This is a genomic window from Mycetocola saprophilus (genome assembly GCF_000718085.1).
Lineage (GTDB): Bacteria > Actinomycetota > Actinomycetes > Actinomycetales > Microbacteriaceae > Mycetocola > Mycetocola saprophilus.
Map to the genome: position 1 here is coordinate 125522 of NZ_JOEC01000002.1, position 22370 is coordinate 147891.

The following is a 22370-nucleotide window of genomic DNA, read 5'->3' on the forward strand; positions in this document are numbered from 1 at the left end:
CCCGATGAATGTTGAGGGTGTGATGTAGTAGGGGGCGACCGCGTTATTCGAGGCGTGGTGCGGCATCGATTCGGGGGATTTTTCGGCATGAGTGGCGATAACAAGATTGCTAACCTCGCCCGGCACAAACTCCATCTTGATTTAGAGCTTTCACAGTCTCGGGTGGGGCCTTCTCGTGGTCGCAGCCGGGGGCGAGCGCTGGTGCTGATTCTCTTCGTCTGCCTGTTTGTTGGTGTGGGGATGCTGGTTCTGTGCACGAGTGACGATGGGTACCTTCGGTTTGTCGTAGCCGTTCTGATGGTGAGCGCGGTGAGCGCGTTTTGCTGGCTGGCGACCCTTCTCCACGTACGGTTCCCCAATACCCTCAGAATTTCACCCCACTCACCCCTTCGCTTTGTCCCGGCACGACGGCTACTCGTGTTTTCGCTGGTAGCGAGCTCGACCCTGATCCTCGCGGGGCTTTCGATGTTGCTCACCTGGGTGGTTCCGGGGTTAGATCCGCTAACCGGCCCGCCGGGGCGTGCCGGTGGATTGCTGTCTGGCGCGGTGCTGTTGTGTGCGGGGGCGTTTTTCCTGATCTATTCGGTGAGGCGGCTGCGCGTGCCTCAGGGGCTTATCGTCGCTCCGACCGGTATTCACTGGTGGCGCGGCCTGAGCGAACAGGTGATGAGGTGGGAACACCTCAGCGCCGTTGATGTACGCAAGGCCGGCGGCACCATCCAACTCAGAATCGAGGCGGAGCCGGGATCCCCTCTCTCGTTCGCCGCGTCGCTGATTGGATCCGACCCCCGGGTCGTCGCCGCGATAGTGCGTTTCTTTTGGGCTCACCCGGATGAACGAAGTCTCCTGACCAGCCCGGAGACCGCGCTCGCACGGGTGCTCGAGAATTCACCCGATCTATCCGTGTGATCCACGAGCCCCGCAATCGTTCCCTCGTATCCCAGATGGCGTTCGCCGCCGACTACGGTAGGTTCGAGAGCACCGGTGGGCGCGGGCCTACCGGCCGATAGACGTGGTGGGGCGGGACGTGGCAAAACTTCAGTTGGTGTGGGTAGCAAACCCCAAGGTTCGTGTGCCCGCCGGACACGCCCCGAAGCGCCCACGAACGGGAACCTATGGCGCGCGGTTGCTGGCGATCTTTCCGGCTATCGCCCTGTTCATGCTGGTGAGTTCCCCCTCGGCATACCTGTTTCCCGGTCGCCTGGTCGCGGCCCTGGTCGTGGCCACACCGACCGTGGTGATTCTGGGTGTTGTGCGGTATCTGTGGCCTGAGCGCGCGCGCGAGTCCATCGTGTATCTGGCATCCAAGGATGAGTTTGTTTTTGTGACCCGGGCGCGTAACTGGGTATATTTCACGATTGCCGGATGCCTGATGGTTGCGGCCGCCGGTGTCGCCGTGACCTCGATGTACCTCGACACGGTTTATCCCGTGTTCGGGACCGACGTTGACGCGTTCCGCCTCCCCGCGCTCTTCGCGGTGATCGGCTTCGCCTTTATCCTGCTCCAGCTTCTCCTCACCCGCACTGCGCCCAGGCTCGAACTCACTCCTGATGCGGTGCTCTACCGCCGTGGCTGGAACACCGCCACGATCCCGTGGGCGAGCGTGGGCACGCTTACCCTCGAGCCGCGACGGAGAAAACTGCACCTGATCCTCACCGAGCAAAACGGCCGCTCACATGATGTGACCGCGGCGCTTCCCACCTCCGACCCCGTGTCCGTGGCGGAGATCATCTGCTATTTTGCCGATGAACCGGGTGAGCGCATGCTCCTGGGAGATCCGGAATCCGCGATTCAGGCGGTGGGAGGGCTGCTTTAGCCGATGAACACCCGGCTTGGCGCACAACGTGTCCTTGGTTTCCGTGACCCTGTTATCTGCGCTGAACTGGGCGAAACCAATCGGAGGCGGCTTCCCGCCTCAAAACTCGCTCCACACATGGCAACGCCCCGGGTCAGCTCTGAGACTGAATACCGGGGCGACCACGTAGGTGCTCAAGTAACGTAGTGGATCAAGTCCGCTAGAGGCTAGCCTGAACGAGCTATTTCAGGCTAGCTCAGCTCCTCCACCGGGACGAAGGCTTCGGCCAGCCCGAAGGCCGGTGGGCCGAAGGTGTCCAGCGCCTCGGGGGTGCGCATGAGCGCCGGGGTGGAGACCCCAAGCACCCGCACCCGCTGGCCGTAGCGCAGGGTTTCGGTGGTGATCGGCTCGGCGGTTTCCTGGTCCACCACGCAGATCAGGTCCGGGACGATCGCGACCAGCCGCCCATCGCGTCGGGCCACCAGGTTTTCGTTCTGGAAGTCGATCTCGAACGCGCTGGTGTCCGTGGCGTCCGCCGAGACGAGCTTGGCGCGGCCGCGGGCGAAGCCGCCCTCGGTGCGGCGCTCGACGTCGACGATTTTACCCACAAACAGCTCCCGCACATGCGAGTACAGGGTGGGGGCCAGCGCATCGGCGATGGCCTCAAACGGGGAGCGGTGTTCGGCGCGTGCCTCGCGGATCGCACGCCCGATCGACAGGGCCATCGAGATGGTGCGGGGAACGCCGGTGCGGCGCACATCCGCCCCGGTCATCGCGTACTCGGCAATTGCGGCCGAGCCGCCCAGCTCCACCGTCAGGGCCCGCGCAAGCTGCTCGATCCGGCGGTTATCCGCGCCGGTATCCAGGATGATGTGTTCGCCGCGTTCGGCGGTCAGCGCGATCGGTGACGCATTCACCCCGTACACCGCGAAGGTCTCCATCGAGAGCTCGGGGAACGCGCGCCCCATCCCGTCGGCGTCCACAACCGGCAGGCCGGTCTGCGCGGCAACCAGCAGCGGGATCAGCGAGTTCACTCCGCCGCACTCGATCGGCATGGTCGCGTCGGCCGGGCGGCCGTAGTGTGCCTCCAGGTGGCGCAGCGCGGTCAGCGGTTCGTGGCCGGCGAGGAGCTTCTCGATCATCACCGTGGGGGCGCCCATCAGCGCAACCGGGATCACAAACAGGTCATTGGCAATCTCGTCGGGATCGAGGATCGTGATCGATCCCTCCCCGAGGGCCAACTCAACCAGCTTGTGACCGATGTACGGGTCGCCTCCGCCACCGGTACCGAGGAACGCGGCGCCGCGGGCGAGGTCGGGCAGATCGGCCCGGGTCAGTTCCCAGCTCATGCGGAGACTCCTTCGAGGTCGCCCACGGCCTTGATGCGCACACGCGTCGCGCCGCCGGGGAGGTAGGGGATCGGGATTTCATCCACGTCGAGGATGGTGACCGTTGCCGGGTCGGCTCCGGCCGCAATCGCCTCGGCGATGGCCCGCTCCTTGAGCGCGGCCAGCACGGTGTCGCGGCTGCCGGGCAGGATGGATTCCACCGTGTCGATTTCGGCACCCACCTGCGAGATCGAGGCACCGATCGCGTTGGCCACCCCGGCGTTTTCGGGCCTGACAATCTCGCCCAGCCCGGGCAGGATCGGCGCGAGCAGCACCGCGCCACCACCCACCGCGACCACGGGGATCGGCTCCGGGGAGGTGCGCATGCGGTCGATGGCCTCGGCGATGCGCTGATCGATCCGGCCCAGCACGCGCTCCACCAGCGCCGGGTCCAGGTGGGCCACTCGGGTGGGATCACCCAGGGTGACCCGGCCCCCGGCGACCGCGATGTCCGTGGCGGTCAGCACGTCGCCGCCGAAGACCAGGGCCTTCTCGGTGAGCCGGAAGCCGACCGATTCGGGACCCACCTCGGCGGTGTCGACGTTGACGATCGAGCCGCCGCCGATGCCGATCGAGATCACATCGGGCATCCGGAAGTTGGTGCGCACCCCGGCTACCGCGACACTCGCCGCGGCCTCGCGCGGGAACCCGCCCTCGATCAGACCGATATCGGCGGTGGTTCCGCCCACATCCACGACCGCGCATGTTGCCAGGCCCGTGGTTTCGGCGGCTCCGCGCATCGAATTGGTCGGGCCCGAGGCGAAGGTTGCGACGGGATAGCGGCGCACGAAGTCCTCATCCATCAGGGTGCCGTCGTTCTGGCTGAGGTAGATCGGGGCGGTGATCCCGAGTCCGCGCACGGTGGTCGCTAGGCCCTCGATCACCTCGGCCCCCAGCTCGCGCAGGGCCGCGTTGATCACCGTGGCGTTTTCGCGTTCGAGGATCCCCAGCCGGCCGATCTCGTGGGACAGCGAGAAGGTGACAAACTCGGGCAGCTCGGCACGCAGAATCTCGGCGGCGGCGGATTCCAGCTCGGCGTTCAGCGGGCTAAATACCGAGGCGATCGCGACCGAGCGCACTCCGGCGGCACGCATCTCGGCGGCCTGGGCACGCAGCTCAGCGGGATCCAGCGGGGAAATCGGACGACCGTCGAACTCGTGCCCGCCGTGTGCCAGGTATACCCGGGCGGCAATTGCGGACACCAGGGCCTCGGGCCAGTCGGTGAGCGGCGGCAGCGCGGCGCTCGCCGGAAGGCCCAGCCGCACCACCGCGGTGGGGGCCAGGTCCCGGGCCTGGACGAGGGCGTTGACAAAGTGCGTGGTGCCGATCATGACCGCGCGCACATCCGCGTTTTCAAACGGTGACTGCTCGCGCAGGGCTTGGATCGCGTCGCCGATACCCGAGGTCACATCCGCGGTGGTCGAGCGCTTGACCCCGGCCAGCACTTTGCGCCCATCCATTAGGACGGCATCGGTGTTGGTGCCACCCACGTCGATCCCGATGCGCAGGGCCCGCGCGGTAGGGCCGGGGACGGTGGCGGGAATCTGAACCTCGCTCATGCGATCACCGGACCCTCGGTAGGTGTCGAATCACGCACTATGCGCTCACCTCGATCTTGCTGGTGTGGGCGACGCCGACCCCGCGCACCAGGCCCAGCTTGCCGGCGATCACGTAGAGCACAATCGAGAGCAGCAGGCTGGTAACGGCCGGGATTCCCCAGGTGACAAAGTGGCCCACCAGGGCCGAGACGGCCCAGATGATCAGCGTGGCCGGAACCCAGCGCGGGGCGGTTTCGGGCAGCGCGGTCTCGTCGTCACCGCGCTTATCCAGCACATCGCGGAACGCCTTAACGATGAAGTACTCGGCCACCATGATGCCGGCGATCGGCGGGAAGACCACCCCCAGCAGCACCAGGAAGTCGGTGAACTTACCCAGGATTCCGGCTGCGGCGAGGATCGATCCCACCACACCGAAGATCACGGTGGTCCACAGGCGGTTGAGGCGGACCCCGAACAGGGTGTGCACGAAGGTGATCACGCCGAGGGTTGAGGAGTACAGGTTCCAGTCGTTGACCTTGAGCGTGCCCGAGACCACGATGATCAGGCCGATCAGGCCCACCGAGGAGGTGATGATCGCCACAATGTCGCCGCTGCGGGCACCGTGGGCGACCAGGACTCCGGCCAGACCGATCACAAACTCACCGAGCGAGACGCCGACGACGGTCTGCTTAACCACGTCGGATCCCGAGCGGTTGAAGCGGGTCATATCGGGGGTGATGATCGCGCCCACGATCACGCCACCGGCGACGATTCCCGCACCGGCGATCAGGCTCAGCGAGGGGCCGGGGGCAGGTCCCGTGAGCAGGTCGGCGAAGTTGTGGCGGGAGAGCTCGGAGGTGACCGACCAGGCCACCAGGATCAGGAACAGCGGGACCGTGATGTTTGCCAGCCACTGCATGCCGAGGAAGCCGAAGGCTACGATCGCGGTCACGATCAGACCGAAGATCAGGCTCCACGCCCAGGACGGCATGACCCCGGGCAGCAGGGCATTGAGCGAGTCGGCGGAAATAGCGGACTGGATGCCGAACCAGCCGATCAGGCTGATGCCGATCGCCAGGCCCACCAGGGCCGCACCGATGTCGCCGAAGCCGGTCCAGCGGGCCAGCAGCGAGGTGTTCAGGCCCTCGCGCTGTCCGATGATGCCGACGGCGAGCATGATCAGCTCCACCAGCAGCGAACCGAGCAGGATTGCCAGGAACGCGGTGGCGAAGTTCATGCCGTAGCCGAGGGTGGCGCCGATCAGGAACTGGGCGAGAGCGCCGACCATGCCGAAGCGCTGCACGGCGATGCCAAACCAGTGGCGGCGGGCCGAGGAGGGAACGCGGGCCAGCGCAAAGTCGTCGGAGGATGACTGGGACATTGTGGGGTCCTTTGAAGATGTGGGGATCGGGGAGGGTGTCGGGCCGGATTCGGGGAGACCGGGTGACGAGGAGGGGATCCGGCGGGGACCGGTCTGGCCGCATTCCGGGGGAGGATGCGGCGGGCGGGGAAGGCTAGGGGGTGCGCCGGGCGCGGTTCTCGCCCGCGGTCACCGCGGCCGAGATTCGGTTGTGGGCCGGGGGGATCGGACAGCTGAAGAAGTCGCTGAAACCGCAGGGCGGGACAAACGCGCGGTTGAAGTCGAGAACGATCGGGTCGCCGTCGGGCACCGGATCCAGGCGAAGGAAGCGGCCGGGGGCGTAGCTGATCGATCCGGTGGTGGCATCGGCAAACACCAGGACCAGCGCGGGACCGTCGGCGAATACCAGCAGCGAGTAGTCGGCCTCGCCCACCCGGACGGCGATGGTCCCGGGGACCGCCTTGGTGTGGCCGTTATCGGATTCGCGGGTGAATCCCCAGGGCACCCGGGCGTCGGGCTCGCCGGCGTGGAACGTGCCGGTCAGGACCCAGGCGGGATCGTACGGGTTGGTCTCGATTCCGGTGAGGGTGCGCAGGTTTTCGGCCTCGGCATCGTAGATCCGCAGCTCAACGTCGGTGCCGTCGAGGCTGAAGGCGTCGATCGTGAAGCGACCGAACTCGATCAGCGGGAGGCCGTTGGCCCCCAGGCGGTCCACAAACGTCTCGACGCCCGGGGTCAGCTCGGTGATTCCCGCGGAGGTTCGCAGCGTGATGCCAACGGTGTGGGCGCGTACTCGCACCCCCGGCTCCTCCGCGATCCGCCGGGCGCTCAGCGGAAACTCGGAGATTTCTTGCTCGGTGGCATCCAGCGGGACATAGTTGATCAGCGCCGCGGCACCGGTGCGCCCGGAGACCTGGCTCAGTCGCTCGGATCGCCAGGCAGCGTGAGCGGCGGCCGGGTCGGGAGTCGCGGCCGAATCGAGGTGTGTGGCGGGGGAGGGAGTCATGGCACTCTCATCATTGCCCCACTAACGGGGGTCATGATGATTCGTGACAAATTATGACACCGGGGTGCCGGGTGCGGTTTGGGTTAGACCACGCCCTTGGGTTAGACCACGCCTTTGGTGACGAGGAAGCATCCGTAGGGGCGGTCCTCGGTCGTCGCGATCACCGCGAAGGCGCGGCGGGCACGCTCGTAGAACTCGAAGCGCTCGATCGGTTCGATGCCGATTTCGCGACCCTCGGCCGCCTCGGCGGCGGCGAACAGCTCGCGCTGCACCTCGGGTATGGTGTCCGGTTCACCCACGACCTGCATCCGGCCGATCGGTTCGGGGATGAACGTGTCCACCGGGAATACCGTAAACAGCGCCTCGGCCAGCCGGGTCACGTCGATCCCGGGTAGCGTGATGACCTCGGCTCCGGCCGCGTGGGCCGGGTAGTTGCGGTCCACCACGGCGAGCACGTCGCCGTGTCCCATCCGGGTGATCGCATAGAGCAGGTCCGCCGAGAGCAGCGGATCGATTCCCTTAAGCATGGAGTGAGCCTTCCGTTGGGGGAGCAAGGAACAGTTCGGGAGGCACTGTGTCAGCCTTCCGCTCGGGGAGTGAGGAGCAGTTCGGGGGCGGCCAGGAGCCCGTTGAGCTCGGGTTCGGGCCGCAGCCCGGTGCCCGCATAGAACTCGTTGGCGGCGGATCCAAACACGGTGATCGCGACCTCGTTGGTGCCCTTTCGCAGCAGCTCCGCGGGGATCTCGAAACGGTAGGGACGCCAGCCGCGCTCGCCGACGGGAGTGCCGTTGATCGACAGGCGTGCCGAGCCAGACACCGCGGGCAACTCGAGGATCGCACCCGAGACCTCGGCCAGCTCGAACGTGGTGCGGTAGGTGGCCGCGCCCGAGTATTCGGGGAGCACGGTCTGCCAGCCGGCGGTCACGTCCACCGGGACGGGGGACCCGTCCGGGAGCGGGGTGAGGTCCCAGTCGCCGGCCAAAACGCGGACGTTTGCGGCCTCCGGGCGGACGGGGGCAACATCTGCCGAAGCCGACTCAGTATCGGCGTCCGCACCAGGTCCGGACGAGTCCCAAACAAACAGCCGAAGTTCACCCGGTGCCAGGGTGAGGCGCGCGTCATGGAGCGCAGTGGCAAGCCCGGTCGCGGCCGCCCACTCCACGATGTTTGCGCCCAACAGCGATCCTTCGACGGATTCCGTTCCATCATTAAAGAGGGCCACCCGGGTGCGTCCCGAGGCGTCGACCCCGGAGCGAATCCGCAGCCCGGCCGAGGGACCGGCGGGCACAAAACCCGAGTCTCCGGATCGAGAAACCCCGAGCCGGGAGGCCAGGTTCGCGGCATCGGGGACCGCGTCCAGACGGGTGGCGGGGAGCGCCCGAACATCGGCGCCGTCCTGCAGGTTTTCCAGACCGAACCCGGTGGAGATCACGCGGATTCCGGCGGCGTCGATCGCATCCAGCTCCTCGATGCTCGCCGCGCTCGCGAGGGTCCGCACGCCCGGCAGAATCAGGACCCTGGCGGTCGGGACCGTGCCGGCCGCGATGTCGGACAGCGAGCGCTCATCCACCACCCGCCAGGCGATTCCCGCGGTGTCCAAAGCCTTCGCCCACGCACCAAACTGATCGAAGTGGTCGCCCGACTGCCCGTGCGTCCAGATCGTGCGCAGCGGCCAGAACAGCAGCACGCAGGCCTCATCGGAGAGCGGTTCGAGGAACTCGCTCAGCCGGGCAGACTCGGTGGCATAGGCCGCGTGGAAGTCCGCAAACCAGGGCTCGAAATTGATGCCCGGCGGGAAGTCGAAGCGCGGGTTGGCCATCGACTCATGATCGTTGCCGTGCCCGTGCGTCTGGTAAAACCCGTGGAAGACCATCTGCCGCATGCCCGCCAGGTGGTGCCGGATCGTGGTGGAACGCAGCTCGTCCAGGGTCAGGCCCCAGTGGCCCGACCAGGGGGTGCCGCCCTCGGGCGGGGTCAGGAAGTACTGCTCGACGATCGTGCCGGTGCGCCCGGTTGCGCGGGCGATCGAGTCGCCCAGGCGCGGGCTCAGCTGAGCCACGCCGTCCTGAGCATCCACGGCGGTGAGGTCGCGGTAGGCATCCACGCCGAAGTGGTCGAGGCCGAAGTTTGCCCGCAGATCCCAGTCGCCAAACTCGGTGCCCGGGGTGAACGTGCCGATGTGGGTCAGGACCTCGTGCCCCGACTGCAGCAGGCCGTAGCGGTGGCTCCAGTCACGCAGCTTCCCCAGGAACCCCTCCATCGAGAGCTCGGCGTAGAACTGCCAGAATCGGGCGCGCAGGGCGAGGGCCGCGGGGTCCTCGGTCTCGGTGAAGACCGCCCAGATCGTGGCCGCATGGGTGTCTTCGCCGAGCGCGCGGGCCAGATCCAGCGTGGTGGTGTGGATCGGGACCGAGGAGCCGACCCCGCCCGAGCGCTGCGCCCAGTCGTAGTACACCGCGTGCGGCTGATCGAAGAAGACGTAGCGCACCGTGGATCCGAAGTGGTCGCCCACGGCCTCGCGGAAGGGCTCGTAGCCCGCCTCGATGAAGCGATCCACGGCCTCGGGGTCCAGCGGGTTGACGAGGTGCGAGGTTGCGGACCTGGCGGACACCAGGACCAGTGCCGACCCCAGCGCGGGGTCCGCCCCGGTGATGCTCAGCGCGGCCTCGGTATCGGTGGCCTCGATGCGGGTGGCGGCGGCGATGTCCACGACGCCGGACGGGCTCGATGCCAGCGCCCGCTCGATCCGCCAGTTAGTCCAGAGCGGGACGCCGCCGTCGTAGTGCCAGGCCATCGCGGCGGGCCCGAGGCCCTCGGTGCCCGAGACGATGCCGGAGATTTCCCCGGTTCCCGCGCCTTGCGAAAGCTCGATCCGGGTCCAGAACAGGTGGCGCTCGCGCAGGTGGTCGTGCCCGACAACCGCGCGGCCACCGGCCTGACCGGTCTGCCAGTTGTAGTCGTCGTAGAAGCCCACGATCATGTCGAGCGCGGCGGCCTCCTCCACGGCCCAGCGGCACGCGGCGAGGTAGGCGGGTTCCAGATACTCATGCATCGGGAACGACAGGCGCGCCTGAACCTGGAAGCTCTTGATTCCGGCCGCGTGCATCTGACGCACCTGGGTGCGTACCTGCTCCTCGTCGGGGAGGTGGTGCCAGAACCAGTAGGTCGCCGGGGAGTGCCAGGCGTCGGGGGTCAGGAAGGACGCGTCGGTGGCCAACACCGTGTCGGTGTCAGCGGTGTTGGCAGCGTCAGCGGCGCGCTCGGCGCTCATCGGGCAGCCTCGGGGTCGAGCTCGGCCTCGGGTTCCGCGACGGTTCCGGGGGCCGCGGAGGCTGCGGGCGCCTCGGGAACGGCAGTGGAGGCGGCCACGGCCACCCCGACCGCCAGGATCTCGGCATCCGCGGGCAGGTCACCCTGCTCGGCGGCCGGGAGCTTTGAGCGGTCCGGCGGCAGGTCCACCTTGAGGGCGAAGGTCAGCAGCGCGTAGAGCGCGGCACCGAGCACCATTGCGCCGATCACGCCGATGTTGCTGGCCCCGATCACACCCTCGCGGGCCTCCTGGGTGAGGAAGAATCCGGTGATGTGGGCGAAGTTGGGGTCGGCGCTGGTCACGGTGCCGAGGCCCACGATGGTCCCGATGATCAGGCTCACAAACGCGGTCCAGCGCCAGTCGCGGCCGCCGAATCCCGACCCGTTGATCATCCGAATGTCCCAGTTCAGGCGACGCTGACGGATGAAGTCCACCAGCTGGATGCCACCCATCGTGCCCATCAGCACGGCGATCAGCGAGAGGAAGGACTGGAACGTGGCCAGGAACGAGGTCGAGATGAAGAGCAGGTAGAAGGCCCCGGCGGCGATCAGCAGCGCGTTGATCGCGGTGGTGACCGAGCGGCGCAGCGGGAATCCCACGGCCATCAGGGCCAGGCCCGAGCTGTAGATACCGGTGGTCGCGGCGGACACCAGGGACAGCACGATCACGATCGAGAACGGGATGAAGAACCACATAGGCAGCAGCGAGGTCAGCGCGCCGATCGGGTCGTTGGCGGCGGCCTCACCGAGCTTGGCGTCGCTGCCGACCAGCAGCGCCCCCACGACGAGCATCGCGATCACCGGGACGGCGATACCGAAGGTCGTGGCACCGATCACGCCGCGGGCGTGAGTCTTGCGCGGCAGGTAGCGGGAGAAGTCGCCGCCGGAGTTGATAAAGCCGATGCCCACGATGGTCATGGCCATGATGATGCCGCCCACAAACACAAACGGGTCGCCCGCCTGGGCAGTGCCCAGCTGACCCCACTTGACCTCGGGGAGCACAAAGAACAGGAACGCGATGGTCATCACGCCGGTGATCCAGGCGATCCACACCTCGATGGCCAGGATGAACCCGTGGCCAAACACCGCGGCGGTCATGGTGACCGCGAGCACCACGATGAACCAGCCCACGGTGGTCGGCACGGTGGGGGCACCGCCGTCTCCGGCGAAGAGCGCGGGCCACACCTTAGCAAACAGGTTCGCCCCGGTGGTCGAGGCCAGCGTGATGCTGGTCACCTGCCAGCCGGTGTTGGAGAGGTAGCCGAAGAAGGCGGGCAGGAAGTTGCCCTTGGAGCCGAACGCGAAGCGGGTCTGCACGAGCGTGGGCAGGCCGGTGCGCGGACCGCCCACGGCGATCAGGCCGACCAGCGCGGCCGAGATCAGATAGCCGAGGGTTCCGGCGATGATCGTCTGCCAGACATTGAGCCCCAGGGTGAAGATGAAGATGCCGTAGCTCACCCCCAGGATCGAGACGTTCCAGGAGAACCAGACCGGGAACAACCCGCTGGGCTTACCTCGACGCTCGGCGTCCGGAACCGGATTGATACCGTTCGCCTCGACCCCCATTGTGCTGCCGGTGGGGGTGCCGATGGCGCCCGCTGCGTTGTCGCTCATGTTGCTCCCTTGAGGAAACCGCCGGGGCGCGGCGGGTGCCGCGCCCCGGGGATGTTATTTGGTGATCGACGGGTCGATCTTGGAGAAATCGGGCTTCGGATCAAGCTTGAAACCGAAGGTGAGCAGAGCGTAGCTTGCCGCACCGAGTACCAGGGCGATGATCACTCCGATGTTGCTGGAGCCGATCACCCCGGCGCGTGCCTCCGGGGTCAGCAGGAACCCGGTGACGTGAGCGAAGTTGGGGTCGGCGCTGGTCACGGTACCCAGGCCCACGATGGTGCCCAGGGCCAGGCTGGCCAGGGCGGTCCAGCGCACCGTGCGTCCACCGTAACCGGCGGGCAGCGCGAGACGCGTGTCCCAGTTCAGGCGACGCTGACGGATGAAGTCCACCAGCTGGATGCCACCCATGGTGCCCATCATGACCGCGATCAGCGAGAGGAAGGACTGGAAGGTCGCCAGGAACGAGTCGGAGATGAAGAGTAGGTAGAAGGCTCCGGCGGCGATGATCAGCGCGTTGATCGCGGTGGTCATCGAGCGGCGCAGCGGGAAGCCCACGGCCATCAGGGCGAGGCCGGAGCTGTAGACACCGGTGATGGCGGCCGAGATCAGCGAGATCACGATCACGATCGAGAACGGGATGAAGAACCACATCGGCAGCAGCGCGGTCAGCGCACCGATCGGGTCGGAGGCGGCGGCGGCACCGAGCTTGGGATCGCTGCCCACCAGCAGGGCACCCACGATCAGCAGGGCCACAACCGGCAGCGACAGGCCCAGGGTGGTCCAGCCGATGACCGACTTGGCCGGGGTCTTGCGGGGCAGGTAGCGGGCGAAGTCACCGCCGTAGTTGAGGAAGCCGATGCCCACCATGGTCATGGCCATGATCACGCCGCCGATGAAGACAAGCGGGCCGCCGGCCGGGGTCTGACCCAGCTGGTCCCACTTGACCTCGGGCAGCACAAAGCCCAGGAAGGCGATGGTCATGATGCCGGTGACCCAGGAGATCCACACCTCGATCTTCATGATGAACTCGTGCCCCAGCACGGCCACGGCCATGGTCACCGCGAGGACAACCACAAACCAGATGACCACGATGAAGGTCGCGGGCTTGCCCGAACCGTTACCGAAGACGCTCGGCCACAGGGTCGAGAACAGGTTGGCACCGGTGGTGGAGGCCAGGGTGATGATGGTCACCTTCCAGCCCATGTTCGACAGGTAGGCGAAGAAGGCGGGCACCACGTTGCCGCGCAGGCCGAACGCGAACCGAGTCTGCACCAGGGTGGGCAGGCCGGTGCGCGGGCCGCCGACGGCCAGCACACCCACCAGGGAGGCGGAGATGATGTAGCCGATGGTGCCGGCCAGGATCGTCTGCCAGACATCCAGTCCCAGGGTGAAAACGAAGATGCCGTAGCTGATGCCCAGAATCGAAATGTTCCAGGCGAACCACACGGCGAACAGGCCCCGGGGGGAACCTCGACGTTCGCTGTCGGGGACGGGGTTTACACCGTTGGTTTCAACGGTGAGGGCTGAGCCTGCGGTGTCGCGAGCCTGAGCCTCGTTGCTCATGATGTGCCTTTCAAATGGCGGTTGTGGGGAGTGGTGGTGCCCGGAAACCGGGGTGACTGAGCACCGGGATCGTGATCGCGTTGTCGGGTTCACGAAGATGGGGGACGTGGACGGGAGTCCACGATGCGGGGCGCTGCTGGGAGGGAGCCGAATGTCGTCGGGCCCGGCCTGCGCCTGGGAACCCGAATCGGGCGGGTCTGGGGTCGGGCTAGGGCATCGGAGTTGTATCCCGAGCGCCGTGAATGGTGACCACTACTGCGGCCGCGGTGGCCCCGGCGGTGGCCGCCGAAACCAGGTCTTCGCCGCGGGCGAGGGCCGCGGTCAGGGTTCCCAGGAACGCATCCCCGGCACCGACGGTGTCGACCGGGGTGGTGCGGATCGCGGGCACGTGGGTGATCTCGCCGTCCTGGCGCACGAGGGCGCCGTCGCCGCCGAGGGTGACCACGACGTCGCCGCCGGGCAGGTCACCGATCAGGCGGTGGGCGATGGCCAGGGGCTCCTCATCGGTGACCGGTTCCAGGCCCAGGGCCTGCTCCAGTTCGACCTCGTTGAGCACCACCACGTGGGCACGGCGCACGGCTTCGGCCGCGCCGTCGCGCCACGGGGAGGGGTTCAGGACGATGCGGGCGCGCTCGCCGAAGGCGTCGAGGGCGGCATCGATCACGGGGGCCTCGACCTCGTGCTGCAGGGCCACGACGCTCGGTGCAGCGTGGGCCGACGCCCAGTCGCTCACGTGCTGTGCGGTGAGGTGGGCGTTGGCACCGGCATTGACCACAATGGTGTTTTCGCCGCCGGCCAGCAGCAGAACCGCGCGTCCGGTGGGTACGTCGGGGACGCTCACCAGGTCTCCCAGGGCCACGTCTACCGTGCGCAGGTCGGCGAGGGCGGGATCGGCGTCGTGCCCGACGGCCGCCAGCAGCGTTGTCGACGCGCCCGCGCGGGCGGCGGCATAGGCCTGGTTTGCGCCCTTTCCGCCGCCGCGTTCCACCATGTCGAGCGCGGCGATCGTCTCGCCCACCCGCGGGGCGCGGGGCAGCGTGAATCCGGTATCGAGGTTTACCGAGCCGATCACCAAAACGTCAACATCATTGTGTGGGAAATGCATTTCCCAAATGTCGCATGAGGTTCTAAATCTGTCAAGCCGGAGGCCGTGTTGTTGGTACTCTAAAAAGATTGACGTGCAGGAGGACCGATGGCCAGACGCGTGAGTCTCAAGGATGTGGCAACCGCCGCGGGTGTCTCCCCAACGACCGCCAGCCGGGTGCTCTCCGGCGTGGATCGGAACGTGGCCCCGGAGCTGGCCGAGCGCGTCCAGGCCGCCACCGTGGAGCTCGGCTACCGCGTGAATGCCGCGGCCCGCGCCCTGCGCCTGCAAACCACCGGCTCGATCGCGCTCGTGGTGCCCTCGGTGGCCAACCCCTATTACGCCGAGCTGGTCGCCTCCTATTCGCGGCACCTCGACGCCGAGGGCCGCCGCGTGGTGACCTTCGACACCAACGACTCGGTCGAGAGCGAACGCCGCCAACTCGCGGAAATGGACCGGGTGATGGTGGATGCGGTCCTGATCGCCCCGGTGGATCACGAGGGCAGCGCCCCGGCAATTTCGGCCCTGGCGACCACGCATGCGGTGGTCCAGGTGGACCGTATCGCCGCCGGGGTGGACGCCCCCGCGGTCAGGCTGGACAACGCCGCCGGGATCCGCCTGCTGGTTGAGCACCTGCGCTCCAGCGGACGCGAGCGCATCGTCCTGGTGGATGCGGAGCCGCGCTCCTCGGCCAGTCGTGAGCGTGCCGAAGCGTTCCGCGAGGTGGCCGGACTCGGCTGCACGGTCCTGCAGATGCCCACGTTCTCGATGCACAGCGGAACCGAAGCCGCCCGCGTCCTGCGCGACTCGGCGGACATGCCGGACGCCGTGATCTGCACGGCCGACGTGGTCTCGCTGGGCCTGCTCACCGCATTTCAGCACGCGGGCCTGCGCATCCCCCAGGACATCGCCCTGGCCACCTTCGATGGCACCGCGCTCTCGGGCGTGACGAGCCCCGGTCTCACCACGCTGGACTCGGTGGTGGATGAGATCGTCCGCGCCTCGCTGGAAATTGTCGACGGGACAAGAACCACGGGCCTGCTGGTGACCCCGCGGGTGCTGGTGCGCGAGTCCACCGGGCACTAGCGCTAGAGCCGAGTGCGCGCATCGGTCAGGGGCCGCGGATATCGCTTCAAGAACTGGAGCGAATGACGGGAATCGAACCCGCGCTACCAGCTTGGGAAGCTGGAGTTCTACCATTGAACTACATTCGCGTATCTAAACTGGCCCGAGATCGCGCCGTTTGATTGGATCAACCGTATCACGAGAGGGCGAATGAAAAACGCGAATCCTCCACTTACTCTCCAAAAATGAATCGAGACTAGGGCACCTGCTGCTCACCGTTACACTGTGGTCAGACGATTACCCACAACCCGAAAGGACCAGTCGTGTCCAACCACCAGAATGTCTACTCCCAGCGAGGCTGCGTCGATTGCAAGCCGTGCGAACGCGGCGGCGCGAACATCGGTCGCCAGTGGACCCTCATTGCGATTGGTTTCTGTACTGCTGGAATCGGCCTCCTGTTCCTTCCGTTCTTCAAGAAGTGCCAGTACTGCAGCCACAACACCTGGTGGAACAAGCATTATGGTCCCGACCTGCGGCAGTCGTCCCGCCAGCCGGCAACGGCAGCCCCCATTCTTCCGCAGTAATAGAACCATTCTCTGATGAAGGTTATTTTGCAGATACGGCCGTCGGACGTAACCACCATTGAAGTGGAGGCTGACACCTATGAGGACGCGCTGGAACTAGCGCAGGCACAGGTGCCGGCAGGGCACACCATCCTCTCCATCCGAAAAGAGAAGTAGCGACCGCGGTTAACAGCGAAAAGGTGGGGCGACTCTCGAAAGAGTCGCCCCACTTTTATCACTCCGCGGCGTGTTTTCCCGCGGTCGGTGTGTTGGCCAGCGCGAGGCCGTTACCCAAGATTGAGCCGGCAAGTCCCAGCCAGCCCGCAATCTGAGTCTCCGTGGCCACGCCATAGATCAGAGCCACCCCGCCGGCGGCTACCAAGATGCCATAGATGTACGCTCGGGCCTTTGGATTTCGGATGATGTTGTTCATGATCTACTTCCCTTCTACGGATTGGATAGTTCAGCGATACGAGCCAGGGTCCCCACCAGCGCGATCAAAGCGCCGGCACCCGTGAGTATCCCGACCACAGCACCGGTCACGACGTACCAGGGAGCGCGTGGCCGCTGGGCTGCTTCGATCCGGGTGAGGCGACCTTCGATGTTCCCGAGACGGTCCCCGTGATTCTCCAGGCGCTTTTCGTATTCGCCCTGTTTTTCTTTGGTGAGGATGACGTGGGGGCCAAGCTGCGCGACAAGGGCAGCAACCTCCGACTTCAGTCCGCCAACCTCGGCGTAGATCGCCGAGAGTGTGACGCGCACGGCGGGCTCCTCGGTCTCCGCGGTCACAGCGTGCCGGCGTTAGCGCGGCGCTGGAGGTCGATAATCTGCGCCGGCGTCGCCTGAGAAAGTGTGATGCCGTACTTGGCGAGCGCGAGACGCTTGGTTACCGGCCCGTCGATACCGTCGCGGAGATCGGGGCGGATGCCGAGCGCGGCCTGGACGGCGCGAATGATCTGCGGCCCGCGGACCCCGTCTTCGACGATGCGCAGCTTCGGCCATGTCTGGATGGGGCCGGCCACGCCGTCCGGGGTGAGCCCGAGGGCTCGCTGGTACTGGGTAATGAAGCCTCGTGTCTGCGGGCCGTCCTTGCCGTCTACAACCACCGCGTAGTCGCGGCCGGCGAGCGCGAGCTGGATGGCGCGCACGTTGGGCGCTCCGCCAGAAGGGGTGGTGGTCGGTGCGCCGTCGAGACGGGTGATGTTTGCGATCGGGTCGATCGCGGTGCCGTAGATTGCGTCGTTGCGGGTTTTGTCTCGTAGCTCGAAGTGGAGGTGTTCCCCGGTGCTCACTCCATGCTTGGGCCCGACGCGGCCGATGGTCTGGCCGGCGGCGACGCGGCCGCCGCGGGCCACGGTGACGCTGCCGAGCATGTGGTATCGGGTGACGAGGCTGTTGCCGTGGTCGATCTCGACCCACTGGTTGATGGATGCCAGGTAGCCGGTACCGGTGACGGTGCCGGCGGCGGCGGCGGGCACTGGTGTGCCGGCTGGCATGGGGAAGTCGATGCCCTTGTGGTATGGGTCAGCGGCGAAATTGCGCTTTCCGAATCGGGCACCAACGTTGTTGAGTGGGAAGGGTAGAGGCATGGGTTGCTCCTTCGAATTAGAAATGCCCTGCACGAGGCAGGGCGTGGGGTTTAGACGTTGTAGGTGTTGAGGAAGTCGACGATCATTGGCTGGTTGACGGCTGCATACGAGTCGTAGTCGTGGCCAGATTGCAGTGGTACCAACGTGAGGTTGTTTCCTGCGTGCTGTTTCATCTGCTCGGGCCAGGTCGGAGTGCAGAGCTTGTCGGTGAGCCCGTAGAAAAACAGCATCGGGATCCCCGCGAGCTTGCCTGCCTGGGACAGCGTGAACGGGTTATGCCCTGCGCCGTACGTGGCTTCGGACCAGCCCCCTGCATAGGCTGAGTTCGCGAACTGGGCGTATCCTTCACGGTTGTTTGTCACGATGTCTGTGACGTTGCAGACCGGGATCACGGAGACGATGCAGGAGACTTTTGCTCTGTTCGCGGCCGCCCAATTCATGGAGATCAGCCCACCCATTGACCCGGAAATCAAGGCAGTTTTACCGGTCTTGACATTTGCCAGGGTCTGGCCACGTGCATAGTGGGCGTCCACTCCTCGGAGCGAGGTGAGGTTGCCCCAGGTTTGAGGACCACCGTTTTCGCCCGAGGTCGCACTGTAGCCTTCGGCGGCCACCATCTGGGTGAGAGTGTTTTGGTTTCCCAGCGGGCTCAAGCAGTACAGCGCGTCACTTCCTGCGCCGTGCACAAACTGCACCGGATATCTGAGGTCCGGGCGTCGGTACTTCGGTTCGATAACGAGTGTTCCTTCGCCTGCTATGGCGGCCCCGTCAGCGAGCGACCCGTTAGAGTAACTCGTCGACATGGCATTGAAACTCATAGCGTCACCACCGAGAGCGATGCCGGGTTGGTCGAATCACCAGTGATGCGGGCGCTGTAAGTGGTAGCCGCGGACTGCAGCTGAATCTTCGCTACGTGGGTCGATCCGGGGACCAAGCCGCCTTTCCTCACCCCTCGGCTGATGGTCACCCACCGGTCTGCAGGCGGGGCGTTGAGGCCAGGGCCGGCCAGGCGCACGCCGTCAAGAATGATGTGAGCCACCGCAGTACCGTTTGGGCCCTGGCTGGCCATGTCGGCATCCAAACGCAGCATGATGGGGCGCTCCCCCACAACGAAGGTTACGGTCAGCCCTGGCACGTCCACAGGCGTAGTTGATGCTGTGTTGAACTGGCTGGTGAGCTGCGCATATCCCAGCTCGTTCCCTCCGGCACCGACAACACTCCACACAGACCCATCAGACCGGTACGTCTCGGGGACGTTGGTGGGGTAATAGATCGTTGCTGCAGGCACGCTGTTTGCTGCTGGGCGAGCGGCGTATGTTCCAGAGAGCGAGGGCGGGATTCCGTCGCGGCCGACGGGAATGCCAAATCTGATGGTTCGGTTGCGGCCTTGGTCGGTAAACGAGACGGTAGGGGCACTTCCTGCGGCGAGCGCTGTGGCGGTTGCGGCGGTAATGACGGGGCCGACCGCCACCTCGATCTTGGTTTTCTGCACTGCAGAGAACTGTGATGCGGCGTCGGAGGCGACTGAGGTCATCGCGGCGTCCTGTAGAGCAACGGTGTTTGCGGCGAATACCTCGGCCTGGTTGCGAGCTGTGTCGGCTGCCTGCCGGGCCTGTACTGCCTGGTCCCGGGCCGAGAGGAGTTCCGGGGTGACGTCGCCTGTGTCGCCCTTGCCGCCAGGGATTGCGATAGTACGCCGGTCGAGAATCTGATTGACCATTAGTCCTCCAAATAGAAGTAGCCGTCGGCTAGGCGCTCGACGTGTCCGGATGTGTTGGTGATGTTCATCCGCCAGTTGCCGGCTCCGCGAGTGGCCCAGATAGGGGTCGTGAGAGCATCCGCTGCGATCGTCACGGTAGCGAGACCATCGGTGAACGTTTGTACCGGGAATTCGGCCCATACCTCGCCGGTGTCAGAGCGAAGCTGAACAGTCCCAGACCATGTGGAAATGTCCACCGGCGCATACCCAGATCCGGAGTCTTGTTCCCACCTCACGCCCCACGTCTCTGAAACACCGCGGCGCAACAGGACATCAGCGCGGGCGGTGTTTTGAGCGAGTACACTCATCGTTCCTCCTTAGATTTGGGTGAAGCTCGCCTGGACCGACAGCGAGGCTGCGTTTGATGCTGGATAGTTGCTGTATCGGCCGCGGATCTGGATATCAACCTGCACGGTGGACGCGGTTGTGGTGAAGTCTCGAATGTGGGAGAGCGACAGCGTGGACCGGGTTGTTGACGCCGCCGGTTCCAGACTGCCGTCAGCGTTGGGTGAGGCAGCCCCCGCAATCACGATGCGTCCCTTCATCGCGAAGTTTCCAAACTCCGAGGTGTCCTGCACCGCCGAGGCGTTCACAATGCCTTGCACCACCGCACGTGAGCGGCCCTCGGGGCGGCGCAGGACGACGGATGCGACGGTCGTCCAGTCTCCCGCCTCCGGTGGCGTATCCACACTCCACCCGGAAACGTTTGCCTGACCTGACACGATTTGAGGGATGGCATTCACGAATTGCGTGAGCTCCTCGATTTGCTGCTTGAGCTTGCGGACCGCCTGAAATGGCTGTGTGCCTGAAGCGCCAAGTGCTTCCCTCGTGGATTTTGCCTCGTCCGCCTGGCGGCGGCGCAGCAGCTCCAGGGGATCGTTGGTGGGTTTCAGCATCAGACCTCCTCGGGGAAACCAGTCACATCGCACCACTCACCAAGGCCACCAGTTACCTGGGCCACGTGAAGCTGCACCTCACGTGTGCCATGGAAGGTGTTGCTCGCAGTCAAATCGATCACGTCTCCGGGGCGGATCCCCTCGGAAGCGCGCACACGCAGCTTGGTCGACTCGGGCACGGTCGAGCCATCCACCACCCCTTGATTGGTGTACCCCTTCAACGTGGCCAGATCTGACACCGAGGTGTGCGATTTATCGGCCACTTGCATGACCGGCCATCCTGCATCCGGCAACGCCCGGGATGTCGAGCGTGATGCCAGCACGATGTCCTCGTTTCGGCCACCCAAAGCAAACATGTCGGTGGCCATGGATGAACCGTCCTCGTCCACATCGGTGAGCACTACGCCGTGACCGGGCATCGTTTCCGCCATGCGCCGATAGTTACCGACAGCGCCAGACTCATACCGGAACCGTAGATTCCCGTCTGCGCGCAGGTACGGGGCAAAACGGATCATCGGAGCGTTCAGCACCCCCGTCAGATCAGTGAGTCGTTCGGCAGTAGTCGCGAGATCCCAGCCTTGATACGTTCGCACGTTGATACCCACTTCGGGGGTCCCCGGGGTATCTACCAACAGGGGCCCCCATTTGAGCGCCTCACGAACCAGAGCTGCCCCGATCCCGCCGAGTGACATCCCGGCGAAGGTCAGCAGCCACTGCGGAGCCGGGTTGTCCTCATCTAAGACGACCTCGCCATCACGCCATGCTGCGGCGAGCGCGTAGTTGAGTACCAGTCGTTTTTGGAACAGATCCCAGCCGCCGCCACAGGTGACGGTGAGCCCGCCGGTCCATTTGCGACGAAGTACTGGGCCTGCGGCGATCACCTCGCCGCCGTCGATCAGAGCGGCGCAGTGCTTCCACGGGCGGATTTTCTCACGGGCGTTCCATCTTGCGAGCTCACGCGTTTTGTCAAGGGTGAGCTCCATCGAGTCGGGCGCGTTGTAATCGAGTGACCACGAAACATTGGATACGGGGGCGACGTTTGAGCCGAGCACGGGGGACCCATCGACAGTGTTGAAAATACGAACCTGCATTATTTCCATCCCGATCGAACCGAAACCGTCAAAGACCCATCACACGTCACTGTCAGCCGATGCTCACCGGGGGGAACCCGCAGCGCATCGGCGTAGATCAGCACACCCGTTTCCTGTCCATCTGGGCCGAGCGGCCGGCCGTCGCCCAGATCCAGCAGCAAAGAATCGGCGGCCCCGCTCCAGCGCACACGGGAACCCCCAAGCTGAACATCAACTACGGTCACCCGAGAGGAAACTGTCAGCACCGGCGCCACTGGGCCCGTGCCGGAATTCAATACCAGCACGCTGGCCCCGGATACCGAATAGTCCACACGCGGACCGTACTTCAGCGGGTCCGGGCACGAGATAACCAGTGAGAACTTTGAGCGGCGCTCTGACAGGCGATCGATTCCGGGCGCATCTGCCACATAGCCGGTCACGTGCCGCGGGCCGGCAGGGTCATCGACGGTCACCATGACCACCTCACCCACCAGCGCCGCGACACGATCCCTCAGCCGGGCCGCCGATAACGACGAGCCCGACCCAATGCCTGCAGCATGGAACCCACGAATCGTGAGTACCCGGTTGCTCAGGTACACCGCTTCTGGCCAATACGTTCCGTGCAGATGGGGCAGATCAGGTTGGTCATCTACCCGGGTGGAGGCCGGGCTATACCAACCTTCCAATCCGTCGCGCTCGAGCCCCACGACCTCGCCTCGGACAGGCCACGGGTTGCTGCTTGGACCGTCTACTAGCGTGAGTACTTCCGCC

General features: G+C 65.7%; 23 protein-coding genes and 1 tRNA gene. 5 read left to right on the plus strand and 19 right to left on the minus strand.

Annotation, left to right across the window (positions count from 1 at the left end; genetic code table 11):
• Positions 1-87: 87 nt before the first annotated feature.
• Together IE92_RS0106280 and IE92_RS0106285 are read left to right on the plus strand one after the other, a co-directional pair.
• Entirely contained in the window at positions 88-909 is an 822-nt protein-coding gene (locus IE92_RS0106280) for a hypothetical protein (protein WP_156027432.1), read from the plus strand.
• A 118-nt stretch (positions 910-1027) separates the two neighbouring features.
• Complete coding sequence (locus IE92_RS0106285; protein WP_156027433.1) at positions 1028-1816, plus strand: hypothetical protein; 789 nt, start codon at positions 1028-1030, stop codon at positions 1814-1816.
• Between the two features lie 230 nt (positions 1817-2046).
• On the opposite strand, the gene IE92_RS0106290 is transcribed toward IE92_RS0106285, so the two are convergent.
• From IE92_RS0106290 to IE92_RS0106330, 9 genes are all read right to left on the minus strand, one after another.
• Positions 2047-3144: an S-methyl thiohydantoin desulfurase family protein gene (locus IE92_RS0106290; RefSeq protein ID WP_030147658.1), complete on the minus strand. Its 1098-nt coding sequence runs from the start codon at positions 3142-3144 to the stop codon at positions 2047-2049.
• Positions 3141-4691: a hydantoinase/oxoprolinase N-terminal domain-containing protein gene (locus tag IE92_RS0106295; RefSeq protein WP_030147659.1), complete on the minus strand. Its 1551-nt coding sequence runs from the start codon at positions 4689-4691 to the stop codon at positions 3141-3143. Before IE92_RS0106295 ends, IE92_RS0106290 begins: the two co-directional genes overlap by 4 nt.
• Before the next feature lie 88 nt (positions 4692-4779).
• Positions 4780-6102 carry a purine-cytosine permease family protein gene (locus IE92_RS0106300; RefSeq protein WP_030147660.1) on the minus strand — a complete coding sequence of 441 codons (1323 nt, stop codon included), beginning with the start codon at positions 6100-6102 and terminating at the stop codon, positions 4780-4782.
• Between the two features lie 133 nt (positions 6103-6235).
• A complete protein-coding gene (locus tag IE92_RS17200) occupies positions 6236-7087 on the minus strand; it encodes a DUF1684 domain-containing protein (RefSeq protein WP_051701747.1) in 852 nt (283 codons plus the stop codon).
• A 101-nt stretch (positions 7088-7188) separates the two neighbouring features.
• Positions 7189-7614: an RbsD/FucU family protein gene (locus IE92_RS0106310; protein WP_030147662.1), complete on the minus strand. Its 426-nt coding sequence runs from the start codon at positions 7612-7614 to the stop codon at positions 7189-7191.
• A 50-nt stretch (positions 7615-7664) separates the two neighbouring features.
• On the minus strand, positions 7665-10358 hold the full coding sequence (locus IE92_RS0106315; protein ID WP_211250765.1) for a hypothetical protein: 2694 nt from the start codon (positions 10356-10358) through the stop codon (positions 7665-7667).
• Positions 10355-12010, minus strand: a complete 1656-nt coding sequence (locus IE92_RS0106320; RefSeq protein WP_081863989.1) for a purine-cytosine permease family protein — start codon at positions 12008-12010, stop codon at positions 10355-10357. The genes IE92_RS0106315 and IE92_RS0106320 overlap by 4 nt, the downstream gene beginning before the upstream one ends.
• Positions 12011-12064: 54 nt before the next feature.
• The gene (locus IE92_RS0106325; protein ID WP_051701746.1) at positions 12065-13573 is read right to left on the minus strand and encodes a purine-cytosine permease family protein; all 1509 of its coding nucleotides are present in this window, start codon (positions 13571-13573) and stop codon (positions 12065-12067) included.
• A gap of 208 nt (positions 13574-13781) precedes the next feature.
• A complete protein-coding gene (locus IE92_RS0106330) occupies positions 13782-14678 on the minus strand; it encodes a PfkB family carbohydrate kinase (RefSeq protein WP_030147666.1) in 897 nt (298 codons plus the stop codon).
• Positions 14679-14765: 87 nt separating this feature from the next.
• On the opposite strand from IE92_RS0106330, the gene IE92_RS0106335 reads away from it, so the two are divergent.
• Entirely contained in the window at positions 14766-15743 is a 978-nt protein-coding gene (locus tag IE92_RS0106335) for a LacI family DNA-binding transcriptional regulator (protein ID WP_030147667.1), read from the plus strand.
• A gap of 54 nt (positions 15744-15797) precedes the next feature.
• On the opposite strand, the gene IE92_RS0106340 is transcribed toward IE92_RS0106335, so the two are convergent.
• A tRNA-Gly gene (locus tag IE92_RS0106340) sits at positions 15798-15871 on the minus strand.
• Between the two features lie 174 nt (positions 15872-16045).
• On the opposite strand from IE92_RS0106340, the gene IE92_RS0106345 reads away from it, so the two are divergent.
• Positions 16046-16306, plus strand: a complete 261-nt coding sequence (locus IE92_RS0106345; protein WP_030147668.1) for a hypothetical protein — start codon at positions 16046-16048, stop codon at positions 16304-16306.
• 15 nt (positions 16307-16321) lie between these two features.
• On the plus strand, positions 16322-16462 hold the full coding sequence (locus IE92_RS18235) for a hypothetical protein (RefSeq protein WP_156027434.1): 141 nt from the start codon (positions 16322-16324) through the stop codon (positions 16460-16462).
• Positions 16463-16520: 58 nt separating this feature from the next.
• Here IE92_RS18235 and IE92_RS0106355 read toward each other — a convergent pair whose 3' ends face one another.
• Genes IE92_RS0106355 through IE92_RS16505 form a run of 9 tightly spaced genes read right to left on the minus strand, consistent with a single transcriptional unit; the run spans position 16521 to position 22306 of the window.
• Positions 16521-16718 (minus strand): phage holin, encoded by a 198-nt coding sequence (locus tag IE92_RS0106355; RefSeq protein ID WP_030147669.1) that lies wholly within the window; start codon positions 16716-16718, stop codon positions 16521-16523.
• A gap of 14 nt (positions 16719-16732) precedes the next feature.
• Positions 16733-17047, minus strand: a complete 315-nt coding sequence (locus IE92_RS0106360) for a hypothetical protein (protein WP_156027435.1) — start codon at positions 17045-17047, stop codon at positions 16733-16735.
• 23 nt (positions 17048-17070) lie between these two features.
• Positions 17071-17874 (minus strand): peptidoglycan DD-metalloendopeptidase family protein, encoded by an 804-nt coding sequence (locus IE92_RS0106365; protein ID WP_081863988.1) that lies wholly within the window; start codon positions 17872-17874, stop codon positions 17071-17073.
• 50 nt (positions 17875-17924) lie between these two features.
• Positions 17925-18692 (minus strand): alpha/beta hydrolase family protein, encoded by a 768-nt coding sequence (locus tag IE92_RS0106370; RefSeq protein WP_030147672.1) that lies wholly within the window; start codon positions 18690-18692, stop codon positions 17925-17927.
• Positions 18689-19594, minus strand: a complete 906-nt coding sequence (locus IE92_RS0106375; protein ID WP_030147673.1) for a hypothetical protein — start codon at positions 19592-19594, stop codon at positions 18689-18691. The genes IE92_RS0106370 and IE92_RS0106375 overlap by 4 nt, the downstream gene beginning before the upstream one ends.
• Positions 19594-19941, minus strand: a complete 348-nt coding sequence (locus IE92_RS0106380; protein WP_051701744.1) for a hypothetical protein — start codon at positions 19939-19941, stop codon at positions 19594-19596. Before IE92_RS0106380 ends, IE92_RS0106375 begins: the two co-directional genes overlap by 1 nt.
• Positions 19942-19950: 9 nt before the next feature.
• The gene (locus IE92_RS0106385; RefSeq protein WP_030147675.1) at positions 19951-20529 is read right to left on the minus strand and encodes a hypothetical protein; all 579 of its coding nucleotides are present in this window, start codon (positions 20527-20529) and stop codon (positions 19951-19953) included.
• A complete protein-coding gene (locus tag IE92_RS0106390) occupies positions 20529-21620 on the minus strand; it encodes a hypothetical protein (protein ID WP_043321630.1) in 1092 nt (363 codons plus the stop codon). The genes IE92_RS0106385 and IE92_RS0106390 overlap by 1 nt, the downstream gene beginning before the upstream one ends.
• Positions 21620-22306: a hypothetical protein gene (locus IE92_RS16505; RefSeq protein WP_156027436.1), complete on the minus strand. Its 687-nt coding sequence runs from the start codon at positions 22304-22306 to the stop codon at positions 21620-21622. The genes IE92_RS0106390 and IE92_RS16505 overlap by 1 nt, the downstream gene beginning before the upstream one ends.
• Between the last annotated feature and the right edge of the window lie 64 nt (positions 22307-22370).